The sequence below is a fragment of the Chryseobacterium bernardetii genome, from assembly GCF_003815975.1.
Taxonomy (GTDB): Bacteria; Bacteroidota; Bacteroidia; order Flavobacteriales; family Weeksellaceae; genus Chryseobacterium; species Chryseobacterium bernardetii.
On record NZ_CP033932.1, the window covers coordinates 3,422,159 to 3,438,672 of the forward strand.

At 35.2% G+C, this 16,514-nt stretch carries 16 protein-coding genes; 10 read left to right on the forward strand and 6 right to left on the reverse strand.

Annotation, left to right across the window (positions count from 1 at the left end; genetic code table 11):
- Nucleotides 1–157 precede the first annotated feature (157 nt).
- The 3 genes from EG339_RS15600 to EG339_RS15610 all read right to left on the reverse strand — a co-directional run bounded on the left by EG339_RS15600 (nt 158) and on the right by EG339_RS15610 (nt 2,558).
- The gene (locus EG339_RS15600; protein ID WP_123870888.1) at nt 158–700 is read right to left on the reverse strand and encodes a TetR/AcrR family transcriptional regulator; all 543 of its coding nucleotides are present in this window, start codon (nt 698–700) and stop codon (nt 158–160) included.
- A gap of 166 nt (nt 701–866) precedes the next feature.
- Nucleotides 867–1,589, reverse strand: a complete 723-nt coding sequence (locus EG339_RS15605; protein ID WP_123870889.1) for a hypothetical protein — start codon at nt 1,587–1,589, stop codon at nt 867–869.
- A gap of 87 nt (nt 1,590–1,676) precedes the next feature.
- Nucleotides 1,677–2,558, reverse strand: coding sequence for a cupin-like domain-containing protein (locus EG339_RS15610; RefSeq protein WP_123870890.1), 882 nt, complete (start codon nt 2,556–2,558; stop codon nt 1,677–1,679).
- Nucleotides 2,559–3,099: 541 nt separating this feature from the next.
- Between EG339_RS15610 and EG339_RS15615 the strand changes: the two genes are divergently transcribed.
- The 6 genes from EG339_RS15615 to EG339_RS15640 all read left to right on the forward strand — a co-directional run bounded on the left by EG339_RS15615 (nt 3,100) and on the right by EG339_RS15640 (nt 9,977).
- On the forward strand, nt 3,100–3,366 hold the full coding sequence (locus EG339_RS15615) for a hypothetical protein (protein ID WP_123870891.1): 267 nt from the start codon (nt 3,100–3,102) through the stop codon (nt 3,364–3,366).
- An 8-nt stretch (nt 3,367–3,374) separates the two neighbouring features.
- On the forward strand, nt 3,375–3,779 hold the full coding sequence (locus EG339_RS15620; RefSeq protein WP_123870892.1) for a hypothetical protein: 405 nt from the start codon (nt 3,375–3,377) through the stop codon (nt 3,777–3,779).
- A gap of 121 nt (nt 3,780–3,900) precedes the next feature.
- A complete protein-coding gene (locus EG339_RS15625) occupies nt 3,901–6,468 on the forward strand; it encodes a M1 family metallopeptidase (protein WP_123870893.1) in 2,568 nt (855 codons plus the stop codon).
- A gap of 193 nt (nt 6,469–6,661) precedes the next feature.
- Nucleotides 6,662–8,161: a sodium/proline symporter PutP gene (putP, locus tag EG339_RS15630; RefSeq protein ID WP_123870894.1), complete on the forward strand. Its 1,500-nt coding sequence runs from the start codon at nt 6,662–6,664 to the stop codon at nt 8,159–8,161.
- A 282-nt stretch (nt 8,162–8,443) separates the two neighbouring features.
- The gene (locus EG339_RS15635; RefSeq protein WP_123870895.1) at nt 8,444–9,355 is read left to right on the forward strand and encodes a hypothetical protein; all 912 of its coding nucleotides are present in this window, start codon (nt 8,444–8,446) and stop codon (nt 9,353–9,355) included.
- Nucleotides 9,342–9,977 (forward strand): ABC transporter ATP-binding protein, encoded by a 636-nt coding sequence (locus EG339_RS15640; RefSeq protein ID WP_123870896.1) that lies wholly within the window; start codon nt 9,342–9,344, stop codon nt 9,975–9,977. The genes EG339_RS15635 and EG339_RS15640 overlap by 14 nt, the downstream gene beginning before the upstream one ends.
- Before the next feature lie 27 nt (nt 9,978–10,004).
- Here the strand turns inward: EG339_RS15640 and EG339_RS15645 are convergent, their stop codons facing one another.
- Complete coding sequence (locus tag EG339_RS15645; RefSeq protein WP_123870897.1) at nt 10,005–11,147, reverse strand: MFS transporter; 1,143 nt, start codon at nt 11,145–11,147, stop codon at nt 10,005–10,007.
- A gap of 103 nt (nt 11,148–11,250) precedes the next feature.
- Between EG339_RS15645 and EG339_RS15650 the strand changes: the two genes are divergently transcribed.
- Nucleotides 11,251–11,607 (forward strand): winged helix-turn-helix transcriptional regulator, encoded by a 357-nt coding sequence (locus EG339_RS15650; protein ID WP_123870898.1) that lies wholly within the window; start codon nt 11,251–11,253, stop codon nt 11,605–11,607.
- A gap of 234 nt (nt 11,608–11,841) precedes the next feature.
- On the forward strand, nt 11,842–12,402 hold the full coding sequence (locus tag EG339_RS15655) for a DUF6624 domain-containing protein (RefSeq protein ID WP_123870899.1): 561 nt from the start codon (nt 11,842–11,844) through the stop codon (nt 12,400–12,402).
- A gap of 61 nt (nt 12,403–12,463) precedes the next feature.
- On the opposite strand, the gene EG339_RS15660 is transcribed toward EG339_RS15655, so the two are convergent.
- Nucleotides 12,464–12,799: a nuclear transport factor 2 family protein gene (locus tag EG339_RS15660; protein WP_123870900.1), complete on the reverse strand. Its 336-nt coding sequence runs from the start codon at nt 12,797–12,799 to the stop codon at nt 12,464–12,466.
- Between the two features lie 209 nt (nt 12,800–13,008).
- Here EG339_RS15660 and EG339_RS15665 point away from each other — a divergent pair, with 209 nt between their 5' ends.
- Entirely contained in the window at nt 13,009–13,782 is a 774-nt protein-coding gene (locus EG339_RS15665; protein ID WP_123870901.1) for a hypothetical protein, read from the forward strand.
- A 46-nt stretch (nt 13,783–13,828) separates the two neighbouring features.
- On the opposite strand, the gene EG339_RS15670 is transcribed toward EG339_RS15665, so the two are convergent.
- Nucleotides 13,829–15,193: a tetratricopeptide repeat protein gene (locus EG339_RS15670; RefSeq protein WP_123870902.1), complete on the reverse strand. Its 1,365-nt coding sequence runs from the start codon at nt 15,191–15,193 to the stop codon at nt 13,829–13,831.
- A gap of 526 nt (nt 15,194–15,719) precedes the next feature.
- Between EG339_RS15670 and EG339_RS15675 the strand changes: the two genes are divergently transcribed.
- Nucleotides 15,720–16,451: a hypothetical protein gene (locus EG339_RS15675; RefSeq protein WP_123870903.1), complete on the forward strand. Its 732-nt coding sequence runs from the start codon at nt 15,720–15,722 to the stop codon at nt 16,449–16,451.
- Nucleotides 16,452–16,514: the final 63 nt, after the last annotated feature.

Here is a 16,514-nt window from a genome sequence, read left to right on the forward strand (position 1 = left end):
TCAAAAATAATGCGGGAATTTTTTGATGGCCTGAAAGGATGACAGGGCCTTACCAAAAACCGCACTGAAAGATTGCACTGCGGTACAAGGGTATTGGTTGTTTTGAAAGAATTTCGATAAAATCTTAATCATTATCCTCCCCTGAATATAGGATTTATTAGCAGGAAGGGTGTGAGTGAAGTATATTTTTAATAATAATTTTGGATGTTTGAATGAATTCATCTGACCTATAGAGTTGGCTGGTAAGTATAGCGCTTTCAAAAAGGAGATAAATATGGGTTGCTACTGCCTCATCCTTGATTTCATTATTGAAGAATATTCTCAGCTTATTCTTATGATAGCGCAAAATGGAATGAATTTCCTCTTTCTCAACAGGTATTTCAGATAAGATATTCCAGAAGCTGCAGCCTCTGAAATCTTCTTTTCCATTCATATAAATGAGAAAATCAAAAGATTTAAGGACCTTTTCTTCAGGAGATGAAGCACCGGAAATGAACTTCTCAAGTTCAGATATCCAATAATCGTATCTTCTGTTGAGAAATTCAATACACAGCTCATCTTTCGACTTAAAATGCTGGTAGAAGCTTGCTTTTGAAACCTTGGCTTCTTCAATAATCTGATTAATACCGGTACTGTTAAAACCTTGTTTATGAAACAGGAGCAAAGTAGTACTTAATATTCTTTCGCGAGGTTTGGACATTGGCTGATGTTTTTCACAAATTTAAACAAAAATGAACAGGCGGTATGCTGTTAAAAAATCATTCTATTTACTTTATTATTGCTTAGTCTTCTTTTGTAAGCCTTTCCTTGCGAAAATAATTTCTGACTGTATGGTAATATGGAATTGAGAGGCGGTTTGTTTTTTATTATACAAAACCTTTGGTATAATAAAGCTGTATAAGAAAAAACAGTAAAGTGAAAAACCACACCACATAAGGATGGTAGCGGAAATTTTCTTTAAGAATATGATGCAGGGCTTTGAATAGTTTGAACAATCCAACTATGATCAGGATAATAAACAATATGAAGATGATAAAAAATACGTAATCTCTGAAACTATACGTTCCTGAGCTAGCCAGTTTGTCAATATGGTTGATATAAGATTGTACATCTATGGTCTGACCCAGTAACATTACCGAGAAAATCAGAATGAAAAACGGAGTAGAAGTATAAACTGTAGTATAGATAAAAGAGAAAAGCAGGGTACGGAAAGCTACAGTATTTACTTTTTCTTTTTTATACCATAATAATACCACACTGAACAGTACTGCAGTAATATTATTCATGAGGAATATAAACAGGGCTTTTTCCACCATGCTTAATCCTTTGATTTTCGACAGGAAATTATGCTCCCCGCTGTAATCCATTAATAAAACAGATACAATTACTGACGTATATACAGAGAGTTTAATAGGAGACAGGTAGTCGTGAAACCGTTCACCTTCTTCCTTTTCCATTTCATGAACAGAAAGGTCGTAGCAGCGGCGGGGATCCTGGAACAATTTAAAAATGGTTACCGGCACCAGCAGTATTTCAATAATAATCTGAAGACACAGCTTCTCGAAGCTGTCAATCAATTTTTCGAACATACATCAGGTATTAAGGGAACGGGTTCATTATGCAATTTAATCATTTTTACATTGCATTTCCCATAAAACCGGTAAATTAAAGTGCAATTATTTAGGAAGTCCTTTCTTCAGAGCTATGTTGGCACTTTCAACAGCTTTTCTTTCCTTCCAGTCCATATATCTTTTTTTATATCTGCCTTTCATGAAATTATCAAAATTACGCTGAACAGCAAGATTCCATAGAGAATGTGCTTTTACAGCCCAGCTTTTATCCCATGCACGAAGAGAAAGAGAGAATGAACCATCCAGATACTTCATCCAGTGCCACCAGCCGGTAGGCATAAACAGGGTATCGCCATGTTCCAGAAAGCATTCTATTCCTTCAATACCATCCAGGGCTGGGAATTTTTCAAAATCAGGGTTGGCAATATCATAATCTTCCAGTGCATAAGTTGCATAAGGAAGTTTATACAAACGGGTTTTCCACTTATATTCGAAAAGAAGGACATGTTTTCTTCCATTGAAATGGGTATGGAAGATATGCGGCATATCGATGTCGTAATGAAGGAAAGTCACAGAGCCTTTACCCCCAAAAAACATACTCGGATATTTATCTAAAAATCCACCCATTAAACTTTTAGGCGGAATATAATCATCCAACAGTTTTGGGGCAAATTTAATTGGATCGAAAAAGAAAATTCTGAGATCTGTGGGCTCCCGTTGAATCAGGTCTACATATTCGCCAAAAGGCATTTTGGTAGTGGGAGTATTAATAGGAGCTGCAGGATCTGCTTTGGCACTGTCATACAAAGGAACAACAACGTCACCTACTACTTCTTTCATATATTCCATGGTCCATTTTTGATATGCAGGCCACTTTCTTGCCATATTTTTTATGACCACGGGCTTACATGGCTTTAAGTATTTCTCAAGGAAGTCTTCCTGTGAAATGTCATCTACAATATCAATTGGTTTAAGGAGTATGCCCATTCGTTTCAATTATTCCGCTAAAGTATTAATAATTTATGATAATAAGTACAAATAATTTCGTTTATCTGGAATTATTATAAATAGATGAAAAAATAATTTGTCAGTTTTCTTTGAAAAACCTTTGTTAACGATCCTGTATATGTGTTTTTTATTTAAAAATAAATTTAATTTTTTGAAAAAAAAGTAGTTGTAAGCTGAAACAATAGTATGTAGCTTTATGAAATAATTAATGGAACTGTAAAAACTTCAAATATAAATGACCGGATGATGAGAAAAAATACAATAAAGGCTTTTATTTTATGCGTGATATTGCTGTCGATACCTATTTTCGCTTTAGGGCTTACAGACAGCGCTTTTCAACAAATCTATCCATCAGATAATATATTGTCTTATAGTATTAATTCTTTTAAATATTTCCTGTTTTGGGTGCTTCCTTATTGGTGGATTCTTATTGTAGTGGGTGCTGCAGTTTTAACTCTTTTGTATGTAGTATTTATAAAGGTAAGGAATCATTTTTTTAATAAGAACTGATAAAAAATTTATGAAGAAAACTCAATTAGAACTGTTTTCCTTGATTATTATTACCGTAGGAATTGTTTTCTTTTATTGGATATTGGGAAACAATTTTACAGGTAGAAAAATAATTCTGGCCGCTGTTATAGTTTTAAATGGTGTTGGGATTTTGGTAAATATTAAACATTTGGATGCTTATCACAAAAGTACCTATACTGCACTTATGGGGTACCATGCGGCATTAGGGTTTATGATTCTTGTTACAGTATTGGCATTTTTAGAAATCATTAAATAATAGGAAGTATGCATTTTGAAAAAGGAAAGGTTTATTTAGTAAATGATATCAATTCAGGGAAATTGCGCCACATGAAAGGTGATGTTAAAAACCATTCTGATATTTTCGCATTTCTTAATTTTCCGGATAGCGACTGTTTAAAAGTGGATTTTTGTTATGAAAAATTAAAAAAACGTAATATTAAAGAATTAAGAAAAGAAGTAAGCAGTATCATCGGAGAAGATTTTGCATTGGAAGATGCTGAGTATTCTGAAAAAGTGATGATTATTCTATTCCTTTTATTAAAAGAAAATGATATTGTTGCCGTAAATACAGCGGGAATGTCATTTTACTCAATAAACTGCTTAAAAGAGAGATTTACAAAGATAACCGCTTTCCTCAACCGGATTCTGGTAGTATACAATGATAAATGATAAGTAAATAATAGCTGTCCGGTAAAAAGAACCTCGTTGGTGCTTGAAATAAAAACTCAATTTTACAGCTGTATCCGAAATTGATGTTTTTCCCTTAGCTTCCAATCCTTATATTTGATGTATGAAAAAAGTACGTCTGTTAGCATTATTCTTAGTTGTTTTCAATACCGGCTACCATGCACAAATGAAATCTTGGGCCAAGATAGAATCAGGAGTTTCATATGAGCTGGCAAAGTTGAGAAAAAGTACATTAAGTGAGATTCAATATGAACTCAGCCTGAAAATTCCTGAAAATAAGACAGAAAGGATTTCCGGAACTGAAGTTCTCCGTTTTCAGTATAAAAAACAAAATGAGTCTCCATTGCTAATCGATTTTAAGGAGAATCCCTCATCTCTTTTATCCGTATCAGTGAACGGGCAGGAAATAAAGCCGGTTCTGGAAAATGAACATGTGATTATTGATGCAAAATATCTTAAATCAGGGTCTAACCAGATTCATTTTAATTTTCTGGCAGGAGACGGAGCGCTGAACAGACGGGATGGCTACTTGTATGCCTTATTTGTGCCGGATCGCGCCCGAACTATGTTTCCATGTTTCGATCAGCCGAACCTGAAGGCTAACTATTCCCTGGTATTGACAGTTCCTGAAAAATGGAGTGCCATATCCAACGGAAAACTTAGTGATACCTTTGTTCAGCACGGACAGAAAACGTTGAAGTTTAATCAGTCAGATCTTATTCCTACTTATCTTTTTTCTTTCGCTGCCGGCGATTTTAAGAACCATACTGAAAAAATCAGCCAGCAGGATTCCAGAATGCTATACCGTGAAACCGATTCTGTGAAAATTAAGAACAGCATGGACTCTATTTTTACATTATACCACAATTCACTTGTCTATTATGAAAAATGGACAGGTATTAAACATCCTTTCCAAAAGCATGGAATGGCAGTTGTTCCGGATTTCCAATTCGGAGGTATGGAACATCCGGGTGCCATATTGTTCCAGAATTCTACCTTGTTTTTAGATAAGAATGCTACGCAGAATCAGCTGAACAACCGGTCCAATCTGATTGCCCATGAAGTGGCTCACCTTTGGTTCGGGGATATGGTTACGATGGATTGGTTCAATGATGTCTGGATGAAGGAAGTTTTTGCCAATTTTATGGCTGATAAAAGTACCGGAGCATCTGCAGATAAAAGGGTATATGATCTTAAGTTTTTAACAACTCATTTCCCGGCGGCTTATTCTGTAGACCGTACATTAGGAGCAAATCCCATCCGTCAGGTTTTAGATAACCTCCAGAATGCAGGAATGATGTACGGACCTATTATTTATAACAAAGCACCTATTATGATGCGGCAGCTGGAATTGCTGATCGGGGAAGAAGACTTCCGAAAAGGAGTAAGCGAATACCTTACCCAATATGCTTTTAATAATGCAAGCTGGCCGGATCTTATTGCTATTCTTGATAAACACACGCCAAAAGATCTGCAAAGCTGGAATAAAGTATGGGTAAATGAACCGGGAAGACCTGTTATTGATTATGATGTGAAATATAATGGTGATACAATAGAACGTTTTACCGTTATCCAAAAGCCGGAATATGGAAAAGAACATAAATTATGGCCACAGGCATTCGAAATCAGTTTATTTTATCCTGACAGTGTTGAAAAGGTTAATGTTAAATTAGATGCAAAGCAACAGGATATTTCCGGATTAAAAGGAAAGAGAAGGCCTTTGTTTATCCTCCAAAATTCATCAGGGATTGCCTATGGAGTATTCAAAACGGATAAATCGGTTATCTCAGACTTTTCTCTGGTAAAAGATCCGATAAGCCGTGCCAGCGCCTATATTTCGTTATATGAAAATATGATGAACAGCTCAGGGATTGACGCTCAGGAATTATTAACATTTTTTGCAACACAGCTGTCTAAAGAAACTACGGAACTGAATCTTCGCTTGATTACAGGGTATATTTCTTCTATTTACTGGAATTTCTTACCGGAAAATACCAGGCTGAAAGAGTCTGTAAATCTGGAAAATATTTTATGGAAAGCATTACAGGAGCAAACAGCAAAAAATAATAAGAAAATTGTGTTTGATGGCTATCAGAATATTTTCCAATCCAAGGAGGCATATGATAATCTGTACACGATCTGGAAATCTCAGACTCCGCCACAGGGAGTTTCGCTTAATGATGAAGACTTCACCAATCTTGCTTTAGCCTTATCAATAAGAAATTCAAATAATACTGGGCTTTTGCAGGAGCAGCTGACAAGAATTAAAAACCAGGATCGGGTAAACCGTTTTAAAATTATTATGCAGGCTGCTTCGTCTGATCAGAAAGTTCGTGATGATTTCTTCAACGGGCTTATGCAAAAACAGAACCGAGCCAATGAGTCGGCAGTAGGCTCAGCATTGAGTTATCTGCATCATCCGTTAAGGCAGCATACCTCCATTCATTATCTTCCTGAGAGCCTGGAAATTTTACAGGAGATTCAGAAAACAGGAGATATATTTTTTCCGGATAACTGGCTTCGTTCTACATTCGGCAGCTATCAGAACCCAAAGGCTCTTGAGGTAGTTAATCAGTTCCTTCTGAAAAATCCTGATTATAATCCTATTCTGAAAAATAAAATTCTACAGGCCACCGATAACCTGAGAAGAGCTCAGAAGTTGATGAAGTAAGTGCTAATAGAGCAAAACAATATGAAAAGTATTATGCATATGTAATCCTAAAGACCTTTCAACCGGTTTACAAATTATATAAAGTCTCCTTTATTGGACGTACTTTTTAGCATATAGCAGGTAATACTGCTTTGGATTGGTGTTTCTTCATTTTTTAAAAAATGGCTATATTCGGCTTCATAAAAAAAATGATATGCAAGTATATGAAGGGATTTCTGTGGGGTTGTATCTATTATTAATGATAGGTATAGGCATATATTCTTATAGAAAATCAACAAACAATTCGGAGGAATTTTTAATTGGAGGAAGAAAAATGGGAGCTGCTGTTACGGCACTGTCTGCTGGTGCTGCGGATATGAGCGGCTGGCTGCTGATGGGAGTTCCGGGAGCTATGTATCTTTCCGGTATTTCCAGTTCATGGATCGCAATAGGGTTAACACTTGGCGCATTTCTTAACTACATTATTGTGGCACCAAGGCTCAGGATTTATACCGAAGTTGCCCAAAATGCCATTACACTGCCCGTATTTTTTGAAAACAGATTTAAAAATAAAAACCATCTTCTGAAGATCACTTCTTCTATCTTTATTCTGGTATTTTTCACTCTTTACACCTCAGCAGGAATGGTATCCGGCGGAAAACTTTTCGAATCAGCTTTCGGAATGGATTATACCGCAGGGCTGCTGTTAACAAGCTTAGTAGTGGTCTTATACACGTTTTTAGGAGGGTTTCTGGCAGTAAGTTTTACGGATTTCGTTCAGGGAACCATTATGGTATTGGCTTTGGTTATTGTACCTATTGTTGCCGTTACTCAGATTGGAGGAGTAGGAGAAACTTTATCACTGATTAAAGCTAAAGATCCAAAATACCTGGATATGTTCCGGGGAACCACTACAATAAGTATTGTTTCTTTATTAGCCTGGGGATTAGGATACTGTGGACAGCCCCATATTTTAGTTCGCTTCATGGCCATTGATAAGCCAAAAGACCTGGTAAAAGCAAGAAAGATCGGGATTACATGGATGATCTTTACTGTTGCCGGAGCTTTAGCTATCGGGTTGGTAGGAATTGCTTACCTGCAGAAATTTGATATCGAAACCATGATGAGGTTTGACGGATCAAAAACTGAAGCAGAAACTATTTTCATTTACTTCTCCCGTATTTTATTCCATCCGTTTATTGCAGGCTTTCTGTTAACAGCCATTCTGGCAGCAGTAATGAGTACCATTTCTTCTCAGTTATTGGTAACTTCAAGCTCGTTAACGGAGGATATTTATAAAGCTTTCCTGAATAAAAAAGCAACTCCCAAGCAGCTCCTGGTGGCCAGCAGACTATCTGTTCTGTTGGTGGCGGTTATTGCCGGACTTTTATCGTTAGACCCTAAAGACAGCATCCTTAATCTGGTAGGGAATGCATGGGCTGGTTTTGGTTCTGCATTCGGACCATTGATTCTTTTATCTCTTTTATGGAAGAAAACAACTTGGCAGGGGAGTTTTGCAGGAATGATGGCAGGAGGAATTACTGTGCTGGCCTGGGTGTATCTTCAGCATCCATTGAAAGAATGGTATGAAATCATTCCGGGATTCATTCTTTCCTTAGTAACCAATATTATCGTTTCCTTATTAACTTACAAGCCTGATACAGTTATCGAAAATGAATTTAATGAAGTTAAAAAAATCATGCAGGAACCATAGTGATAACCAAAATACAATATAAAAGCACAAACCTTTGCCAGTAGCGCAGGTTTGATGGTTTTTTGTAAAGGCAGGAAGCAGGAGAGGAAAATAACAACGTAAGGAAAAGAAAAATGTATTTCTTAAGATCATAATTTCCAAAGCTGAGCTGGAGAAAGAATATGTTTCCTATTTGTATTTCTCAGATAAAAATCTCAACTTTCAGCTTTTTACTGCCAGTCAGAGCAAATTGTATCTGATAAAGCATATTCATTAAAACTTATAAGATATTATCAGTAGCTTTTGAAAAAACTAATCAGCCATTTTAAATTCAGAATCAGTCAGAGTTTCAGGATATTCAATCTCAATCCTAAGGTCAGTATCCCGGTATTGCTTGTTTTAGGCGCTCTGGTCGCTATAAAACTGCCGGAATATTACTATTACCCGGCCATATTTTTTATACTTATAGGCTTTTTTCATGGAGAAAGGAAGGACATTCCGTTTCTGAAAAAGGTTTTTGTACAAAGCTGGAGATGGGTCATTCTGTTGGAAACAGTAATTATGTACAGTGTTTTACTATTGGGAAATATCAATTATAAAATTGAAGAAACAGGATTAATATTATATTTACTGATAGCTGTATTAGCTTTTGTTCCGCCAAGAGCAACCCCCTGGCTGAGTTTAAAATGGGGCTTTATACCCAACATTCTGTTTGAGTGGAAAGGATTTCTGCGAAAGAACAGCTGGAAGGTAATCCTTGGATTTGTTATTGTTATGTTTTCCTCTTATCATATAGTAACACTCATCCTGGCAGGAACTTTTGTACTGGATTTCATTTCTCCTGTTTATCAGCCGCATGAGAGTAAGGAAATGCTTGAAATGTATTTCAGAAAGTATACATTACAGGAAAAGATAAGAAAAAACACTGTGCTTTTCAATGCACTGCTTTTGCCGGTCTGCTGTTCGTTTTTAATTCTAAATCCATACGAAAGCTTCTATATACTGTACTATTTGGCTTTTATGAATCTATATCTCCTGTTGATTCTCGTTAGGAAATATAAAAATTATAATCATAAAAATAAGGAAAGCGATTACAGTATGGCGGTGTATTTTGAATACTTGCTGTGTAGTATCACCATTATTCCCGCGCTGTTTCTTCTTAAATCAGGAATAAGAGGGGCTAACCAAACGATTAGAAATTATGTTGGAAATTAAAAATATAAATGTAGAATTTAAGAATCAGAAAGTTTTAAATGATCTGAGCTTATCTATTGAAGAAGGGTGTATTTTGGGAATTCTCGGAAAAAACGGAGCAGGCAAGACCACCTTATTTGAGACTTTATATCAAAGTCTGTCATTTTCCGGAAATATTAACTGGAAAAATGAGCGTTTGCAACGGAAGCAGATCTCTTACCTGGAAACGGAAAACTATTTTTACCCTTATATTACCGGAGAAGAATATCTGTCTTATTTCTCCTCAAAAAAAGAAGATGAGATTGAAGAAATGATTGAAAAATTCAAACTTCCACTGAAAAAATATGTGCAGTATTATTCCAGTGGAATGAAGAAAAAGCTGGCGCTGATTGGAATGCTGATGCTGAATAAGCCCGTTAATATTCTGGATGAACCTTTCAACGGAGTAGATTTTGAAGGTGTACATCTCCTTTATGATATTATCAGACGGTTAAAATCAGAGAACAAAGTGGTTATGATCAGTTCTCATATTATTGAAACTCTTTTTCATACCTGCGATAAAATTGCATTGCTGCAAAACGGAAGTATTCAGACTATATATGATAAGGAGGATTTCAGCCAGCTGAATACACTCAGGTTTTAAAATCTTATAATAGAGACCGAAAGCTGCTTATTTCACACGCTTACCCTTGGTGAGTATCATCATCAGAGCCAATGCTATGGTAATTATACTGGATCCCATAATATTCTCAATACCATAATGAGCAATCCAGAACCCACCGGATAAAGTTCCGGCAGTGACTGCAAAATTTCCGCAGGAAGTAAAAATACTGTTGATGAATTCCGGAGAACCGGAAACAGAAGAGGTTACATTTATATTGCTGATGAGAAATCCACCCGAATGAACGAGTCCCCAAAATGCAATAATACAGACCATTGGAATAAAATAAATCCCATAATAATAGATCAACAGATGGATGATTGCTAATGAAATAAGAAATATAAAAGTAATCTGAAACGGAAACCTGCTCATATACTTTCCTGCTATTTTATTTCCAAGAATTCCAACCATACCGAACATAAAGAGCATAATGCTGATCTGTTTTCCATTCATTTGCGTTACATTCTTCAAAAGATCTGCCATATAACCATAAGTGGAATACATAGCCGAAATCGTAAAAAATGCAATGAACAAACCACTCCAGAGATGTTTATTCCAGAGTATTTTAAAATCAAATACCATTGGAGCCTCAGTTTCTTTTTCAATGGAAGGCAGTAAAAACAGGACTCCAGTTAATGCAGCCATATTGATAAAAGCGGTTAATAAAAATGATGACTGCCAGGAAAACAGATCAGACATTAAAGTGGCTAAAGGAACACCCAGGACAGTAGCCAATGTAAGCCCGGAAAAGATGATGCTCACTGCCTTGGACTTATCAGAAGGATCAGACGTCATGCCGGCAACAGATAAAGCAATAGACCAGTAAACGGGATGAAAAAATGCAGGAAGCATTCTCACCACCAATAATCCATAAAAATTTCCAATATAAGCAGAAAGAATATTGGTTACTGTAAAAATAAAAAGAGAAGAAATCAGCAGGCTCTTTCTTTTGAATGATGACAATGCAATTAGCATAAACGGACCAAAAACAGCCACAGTTAAGGCAAAGGCACTCAACAGCCAACCTGCTTTTTCAATGGAAATATTAAATGTGGCGGCAATTTCCGGCAATACTCCAATCACTCCGAATTCTGTTGTGGTAATTCCGAATACCCCTAGTGCAAGTACATAAAGGTTTTTTTTCGATTTCATAATTTTTTTGTGCAAATTTGCAGAATAGACTATCAGGAAACTATATACTTACCTTTTAGTTCTATACTTACCTTTTTGAAAGTGTAACGATAAAAACAATATTATGCCTCAGTTCTTTCATGATAAAAGATTGTATTATACCCCAATTGAATTTGCTTTAAGCCATATTGGCGGAACATGGAAGATGCCTATATTGTGGAGATTGCAGGAAAAACCGCTTCGTTTCAGCGAGCTGAAGAAAGATATTCCGCATATTACAGATAAAATGCTGACCAGCCAGCTAAGAGAGCTGGAAAATAAGGAAATGATCCATCGTGAAGTATATCCTGTTGTTCCGCCAAAAGTAGAATACAGCCTTACTGAGAAAGGTAAAAAAGCAATTCCGGTTATTGAAACCATTATGAAGTATGGCTATGATCTGATTCAGGATGCAGGTATTACTTTTCCGCCTAAGGAATAAATAGCTGCTTTTCAGTATTTATTTATAAGGATTAGCTATCTCTCCGTTGATGAAAATTACAGAAGTTCAGGAACTGGAAAAGCTATAGAAGAGTATTGTGAACCAACAGTTCGGAAATGAAACTGAGACAGGATAGAATTGTATGGTATTTCCATAGAGAACAAACCCGTCGGTTTTATTACAAAGAAGGATATACAGAACCACCAAAATATCTGTTGAAAAAATTATAATGCTATGATACACCCTTTTGAAAAGGAATTAATACATCTTGCAGAATACGATCTTGCAGTAAGGGAAAGACTTGCTGGAGAAGGAAAACTAGCGGATGGATATCATCCGGAAATGGAAAGTGTGCATAAGGCTAATGCGCAAAGGCTTCGGGAAATTATAAGTGAAATAGGATTTCCAACCATCTCAAAGGTTGGTCAAAAAGCTAGTGATGCCGCTTGGCTGATTATTCAGCATTCCATTGGAGAGCCTGAATTTATGAAGAAATGCTATGCAATGATGGAAGAGAATTATCATGATATTAATCTGAAAAATAAAGCCTATCTCTATGACCGGATCCAGGTTTTTCAGGGCAGACCTCAAAAATATGGCACTCAGCTTACTGCCGGTGGACTCCTGTTTCCGGTGGAAGATAAAGAAAATCTGAACGGAGAACGGGAGAAAGTTAATTTGCCGCCATTGTCGGAAAAAGAAATTCATCAGATTCCTAATCCGGAAGAGATTCCTGAAATTGATAATAGAGACAGGGGCTATATTCTGTGGAGAAAAAAAGTCGGATGGGTTTAAACTGACCCGGAATTTTTTCTTATGAGCTATTTTTTGAAAGAATAGCTTATACTTTAAGATATTATTCTTTCAACAGTGGGCGTGGATCAAACAACACTTTTAAAGAAATAATTTTACCGTTAACTATCTGATACCATCCTGAAGCCTCTATGGTTTTGTTTCCCATATCAATCATATACCAGAAAGAAACATCTTCCCCCGCAGTAAAGGTTTTAATAATCTGATATTTAAATTTCATCTGCCTCATGTCTTTCATATACACTGAAGCTTTTTCTCTTGTTCCCAGTACACCTATGAATTTAAACTCAGGATCAAGACAGTTTTCTGCATTATCGAAATCTTCCTCATTTAAGTACTGGATAAACTGTTCCGCTACATTTTGGTTTGTGTTACTCATAATATTGTTTTTTATATAAGCAAAATTAAAGGATAGGTACTGATCTTCTTTGTGATTATCGTCACAAAAACAATACATCTAATTTTAAAAATTTATGATCAGAATAGGTTAGTGATGGATGTATTTAGCTGCTATTATTTATAAGAAAATATAAAGTTTACAGGCAAACTCAGATCAAATGTGTAAATTTGGTTACACCTATAAATCTCATGAGAAAACTTTTGACCAGATTGAATTGGCTTTTAATTCCTTCACTTATTATTATCTGCAGTTGTTCAAAAGACAAAGTAAAAGCAGAGCTCCCGCCAGCTAACAATGATTTAATTTCTACAACAACAGATACAAGTAATTCTGTAACAGCTTCGCCGGTATCAGTTGAACAGACAGGGAAGAATCCTGCCGACTTTATTCCCAAAGGGTATAGGATTTTTGAAAAATCCTATGGAGATCTCAATAAAGATGGATTGGAAGACTGCATGCTCATTATCAAAAAAATAGATGATGCCAATATCGTAAACCATGAATCTCGGGGTAAGCTGGATATGAACCGTCGTGGTATTATTGTGCTTTTGAAAAATCAGAATGGGTATCAGTTGGCTGCAGAAAACAATAACTGTTTTTCATCCGAAAACGAAGATGGAGGAGCCTATTTTTCTCCTGAACTTATTGTTGAGGCAGAAAAAGGTAACCTGATTATACATTATGCTCACGGAAAGTATGGGTATTGGAGGTATATATTCAGATATCAGAATTCAGGATTTGAGCTCATAGGATATGATGAAAGTTCCAATAATGGACCCTTGGTGAACAGTACAACCAGCATTAACTTTTTAACGAAAAAGAAACGAAAAGATATTAATACCAACGAAGAAGCAGAGGGTGGGGACGAAATATTTGAAACTACCTGGAGTAATATTAAAATTACAAAATTGCTTGACCTTACGGAAATCAGGGATTTTGATGAACTGGAAATGACATATTAGACCATAAAATATGTTATAAGTTCCAAATCTGGTGTTTTCAGGAGCATTATTCTGTTTCTGCATTTTTTATATATTCTTTAATCCAGATAGAAAGGTCTTCTTCTGAGGAAATATTGATTTTTTTTCTGAAATTATATCTGTTATTTTCTATGGTTTTTACAGATTTAAAGGTGTATTGTGAAATTTCTTTTGTTGTAAAGCCAAGATAAAGATAAGCTGAAAGTATCAGTTCAGAGGTTTTGAATTTAGGATCTATTTTTAGCATTTTTCCAGTAAAATCAGGATAAATTGTCTGAAAACTGTTCCAAAATTCAGGTGCATTATCTTTTACCATCTGGGTCAGTTCTGAAAGGGAGCCATTTACTTTGTCCTGTAATGCAGAAATTGTTTTTTCCTTAATTACCAGATCATTTGTTTTCTTTTGCAGCAAGTCATTTTTATTTTCTATTATTTTGTTTTTTTTCTCTCTTAACCTGTAAATAATAGATGTTAAAAGCAATATGGAAAGTAATAGGATGGAAGTATAAATAAGGATATTTTTGTTTCTGGTGGCAGCGGTTTTTTCTATTTCTTCGTTTAAAAGGCCTTCTGCAGTTCGTACAAGATCTTCTCTGGTTACTTTTTCATCAAATCTTCTTTGCTCCGCTGATATCCTTAAATATTTTTTTTCATTGGAAATATCTCCTATTTCTTTATAACACTGAGAAATCTTAAGGTTCATATCTGCGCAGGGATACAGATATGTTTTTTTATTTTCAATAGCATTTTTATAATAGCTGATAGCCTTTTGGTATTGTTTTGATAAAAAATAATAGTCTCCGTATGCTTCTAAAATAGGATATATATATGTGTGATTTTCTTTAATGGCTTGGGTATAAGATTTTTCTATGAACGGAAGGGCTTGTTTTTCTTTATGCTCCCTGTTGTATATCTGAGCTTTATAAAAGTAACTGTAGGCCTTTCTTCTAAACATACGGTTAAATGAAAGGTATTGATTTTCAGGTATTTCTTCAACAAGCTGTATAGATTTGTTAATATAGAAATGGGCTGAGTCATATTGATGGTTCTCAGTATAGCAGTCGGCTATCCACATATATATTCTTGAAACAAAAAGCTTTGATTCTGTATTTTTATCAGAAGCTACCAGCTTTAATGCAGCTTTGTTTTCCTTCATTTCCTGTGGAATCATGTAAAGCCTGGAATAATAAATACTGGTTAATTCGGTGAAAAGAGCCATTAAAAAAGAATCGTTTTTTACCGCTTCTTCATTTTTTCCTTTTTTTATAAAAGCATAGCTTGCTCTGTACTGCCCCATAAAAATCATGTTCCGGGCCATATAATAGTAAGCATCTGCTTTTTGTTTTGAAGTTCCGGATTTATCTGCAAGCAGGCAGGCCCTTTTAGAATACATATATGATTTTAGTGGGTCCCTATAGCTAAAATCATCAGATAACTTTATTAATATATTAATATTGTTATTGACATTCCGAGAGAAAGGAAAATAAAAAATAGGGATAATTAATAAAAGGATAAAAGACCGGAATTTCATTATGACTGTTTTAGAACAAAAGAAAAACGCGGTAAAGATATCATTTTTTAGTGAAAAATCTTCTGCTTTTTAATCTTCTTATGGGGATTTTATTGGGCATCTCGATAGCTGGAGTAAATATAATTTTTAGTACTCAGTAAATGGCTAAGAATATATTTATTGGCAAATTCATTATGGGATTTTCATAATTTAGGCGAATTACGTAATGTATTGATTGTCATTATGTTTTAAAAATAGAGTAGTCGTTGGGGGGTAATTTTTTTTGATCTTTTATGCATTTTCAATTGTTTTACAAAACTTTTCACACCTAAGTGTATTGAATTTTAAATTCGTAAACAGACCAATCTAAACATTTAATTTTTCACCATAAAACAATAAATATTTAAATATGAAAAGAAAATTTTTTTTACTGTTTTCCTTAATGTCACAAGTAGTATTCTCACAAGTAGGGATAAATACACCTAGCCCAACAAAGACATTAGATGTGAATGGCGATATGCGTATCAGAAATGTTTCCAGTACAAATTCTGATAATATTGATTTTTTGGTAAAGGATAATGAAGGCAATATAAGTTCTGTATCACGAAGTTTCTTTTCCCAGTCTGTGTCAGGAGTGTTAAGTAATATCTTTTATCTGCAGGGTACCAATCCTGTTACCATAAATGTAGGCAGTACATCAGCTGTTCCCGGCCTGGCTTTCAATTATACTATAAAAAAAGGGGAAAAGAAGATACTTTTATTTACAATTAATGGTTCTGTGCGGGCAGAAGTTCTTGCTACAGGGGCAGCAGGACAAGGCATATTTGGATTATTTGATGAAAATAATGCTAAGATAACTTCAGGATATGCTAATTTTTCAGATATAGTAATATCCAATGACCGCTTACTAAATGCCCCATTCCCAGTATCATTTCAAAAACAGGTTATTATTGACAATTCTACCGGCAGTTCAGATATCACAAAGACTTATATTGTTAAATATACTGCTTGGGCAACTAAAACAACAGATGCTAATAAAGCCCAGATCGTTAATTTTATCCCTTCATCCTTTGCCGGTTATGATAATGATACTGAATCTCTATTGTCAAAAATGACAGTGCTGGTATTCAATATGAATTAAAAGTTCAATCTTTCTCCTATGGTGTTCAGATTTTAATAATACGACGAAAATGAAAAACTATTC

Excerpts from the sequence above, each read along its gene's own strand:
- EG339_RS15600 (WP_123870888.1), bottom strand. The coding sequence starts at position 700 with ATGTCCAAACCTCGCGAAAGAATATTAAGTACTACTTTGCTCCTGTTT.
- EG339_RS15605 (WP_123870889.1), bottom strand. The coding sequence starts at position 1,589 with ATGTTCGAAAAATTGATTGACAGCTTCGAGAAGCTGTGTCTTCAGATT.
- EG339_RS15610 (WP_123870890.1), bottom strand. The coding sequence starts at position 2,558 with ATGGGCATACTCCTTAAACCAATTGATATTGTAGATGACATTTCACAG.
- EG339_RS15615 (WP_123870891.1), top strand. The coding sequence starts at position 3,100 with ATGAAGAAAACTCAATTAGAACTGTTTTCCTTGATTATTATTACCGTA.
- EG339_RS15620 (WP_123870892.1), top strand. The coding sequence starts at position 3,375 with ATGCATTTTGAAAAAGGAAAGGTTTATTTAGTAAATGATATCAATTCA.
- EG339_RS15625 (WP_123870893.1), top strand. The coding sequence starts at position 3,901 with ATGAAAAAAGTACGTCTGTTAGCATTATTCTTAGTTGTTTTCAATACC.
- putP (WP_123870894.1), top strand. The coding sequence starts at position 6,662 with ATGCAAGTATATGAAGGGATTTCTGTGGGGTTGTATCTATTATTAATG.
- EG339_RS15640 (WP_123870896.1), top strand. The coding sequence starts at position 9,342 with ATGTTGGAAATTAAAAATATAAATGTAGAATTTAAGAATCAGAAAGTT.
- EG339_RS15645 (WP_123870897.1), bottom strand. The coding sequence starts at position 11,147 with ATGAAATCGAAAAAAAACCTTTATGTACTTGCACTAGGGGTATTCGGA.
- EG339_RS15650 (WP_123870898.1), top strand. The coding sequence starts at position 11,251 with ATGCCTCAGTTCTTTCATGATAAAAGATTGTATTATACCCCAATTGAA.
- EG339_RS15655 (WP_123870899.1), top strand. The coding sequence starts at position 11,842 with ATGATACACCCTTTTGAAAAGGAATTAATACATCTTGCAGAATACGAT.
- EG339_RS15660 (WP_123870900.1), bottom strand. The coding sequence starts at position 12,799 with ATGAGTAACACAAACCAAAATGTAGCGGAACAGTTTATCCAGTACTTA.
- EG339_RS15665 (WP_123870901.1), top strand. The coding sequence starts at position 13,009 with ATGAGAAAACTTTTGACCAGATTGAATTGGCTTTTAATTCCTTCACTT.
- EG339_RS15670 (WP_123870902.1), bottom strand. The coding sequence starts at position 15,193 with ATGTATTCTAAAAGGGCCTGCCTGCTTGCAGATAAATCCGGAACTTCA.
- EG339_RS15675 (WP_123870903.1), top strand. The coding sequence starts at position 15,720 with ATGAAAAGAAAATTTTTTTTACTGTTTTCCTTAATGTCACAAGTAGTA.